This is a genomic window from Petrotoga sp. 8T1HF07.NaAc.6.1, from assembly GCF_016772115.1.
Taxonomy (GTDB): Bacteria; Thermotogota; Thermotogae; order Petrotogales; family Petrotogaceae; genus Petrotoga; species Petrotoga mobilis.
This window is the reverse complement of sequence record NZ_AUPG01000034.1, coordinates 1-1599: the sequence shown is the minus strand read 5'-3', so window position 1 is coordinate 1599 and position 1599 is coordinate 1. Positions and strand designations below refer to the sequence as shown.

Below are 1599 nucleotides of genomic sequence, written 5' to 3'. Positions count from 1 at the left end.
GTCAAGTATGATAGTCCCCTATTTAATTAAAAAAATTTTAAATATTTTCTATTTAAAAAATCCTCATTCAGTCATACTTCTAGGTTGAAAGTAGCAGTTGTTGTTTATTCAGGTTACTATTTCTCTTTTCCTTTTTAATTTTTTTGCTGTATAATTGCCATGAGCTCTCAGTTCTTGATTTTGTAATTTGTAATGATAGTCAGAATCATATTTTTTCCCACTCTTTACCAGTGAATATATTATTCTCAACAATTTTCCCGCTACGGCTAACACAGCAACAGTATGTGATTTACCTCGAGTACGTAGTTTCATGTAATAATTCTTGAAGTATTCATTGTTTTGAATAGCAACGATGGCAGCGATGTAAACAGCTTTTCTTAGGTATCTGTTACCTTTTCTATTGATGAACCAGCCTTTTTTCATTTGACCTGATTCCTCTGTACGAGGATCGATGCCAACGAAAGCCACCAGGGCAGAAGCAGAATAGAATCGGTTAATATCTCCTGTTTCTGCTACAATATTTAAAGCTGTTTCATTGAAACCATCAAGAGATTGTATTAATTCTACCTGGTTTTTAATTACATCGTTTGATGAATTGTTCAAAGTTTCTTTCAATTTTTCTTTGAAGAGCTTTTGATCTGATTCAAGTTTGAACAACAATTCTATTCTTTTTTGAAGAGCTAACTCATGCGCATCGTTGCCACTTGCTATTGAATTTTTAGAAAGTTCAATGATTTGGTCCAACTTATTTTCATCGAAATACAATTGATTATCTATCTTCATCGCATCAATAAGCTGTTTTTTGTTGGTTGTAGCGATCTTCCTTGCAGAAGGGAAGTTATACAATAAATTCATTAAACTCTTGATAAAGATATTAGATTGAAAAGATTCCAATTCAGGGAACAAAAGGTAGACATAACGTTTGATTTCATTCTTAACCCTTGAAATCTCCTCAGAAAGGTTAATGATCTCGCGAGAGTATTGAGTGAAATTATCTATCTCCTTAGAAGAAGGGATGTTGTCTGGATACTTTTCTTTCAGCCAAATGGAGATCAGCTTGGAATCAATGTTGTCGTTTTTAGAATGGCGAAGAGTTTCACTTTTTCTGAATTCTTTCAACAAAAGGGGATTAATGATATGGACATCATAATCGTGTTTAAGTAAATAAGAAAACAAATGTTGATGGTAAATAGAAGTGGATTCCATACCAATTATAATCTCTCTTTTGTTGAACTTTTTAAGAATTTTGTCGAAAGTGGTGAAACCACTCATATTCTGTTTGAATTTACCACTATCGATTTTGGTCCTACCTGAATCGGAGATGTAGTAATGAAAAGAGTTTTTAGAAATATCAATACCTACAAAATACATATTTTTTCACCTCGCTTTAGTATTGTTTGAGGATCCGCCTTTTGCAATCATCCTTCTAATACGGCCTTGAAAGGTCAATCAAGTATCGGATTTATGGGCGGAAAGTGGGTAGCGAACAAACTTTTAAACGAACTTAAAAGTTCAGAAAGAATAAGCGTTCTACTACCCACTCATTTTTTAAAGAAAATAGTTGTTTATGCTTATATTGTATCATCAAATATCATAGAA

1 protein-coding gene is annotated in these 1599 nt (G+C 32.7%); it reads right to left on the bottom strand.

The window, feature by feature from the left end:
- Nucleotides 1-108: 108 nt before the first annotated feature.
- Nucleotides 109-1371, bottom strand: a complete 1263-nt coding sequence (locus tag NAAC61_RS10450; protein ID WP_012208365.1) for an IS110 family transposase — start codon at nucleotides 1369-1371, stop codon at nucleotides 109-111.
- Between the last annotated feature and the right edge of the window lie 228 nt (nucleotides 1372-1599).

Excerpts from the sequence above, each read along its gene's own strand:
- NAAC61_RS10450 (WP_012208365.1), bottom strand. The coding sequence starts at position 1,371 with ATGTATTTTGTAGGTATTGATATTTCTAAAAACTCTTTTCATTACTAC.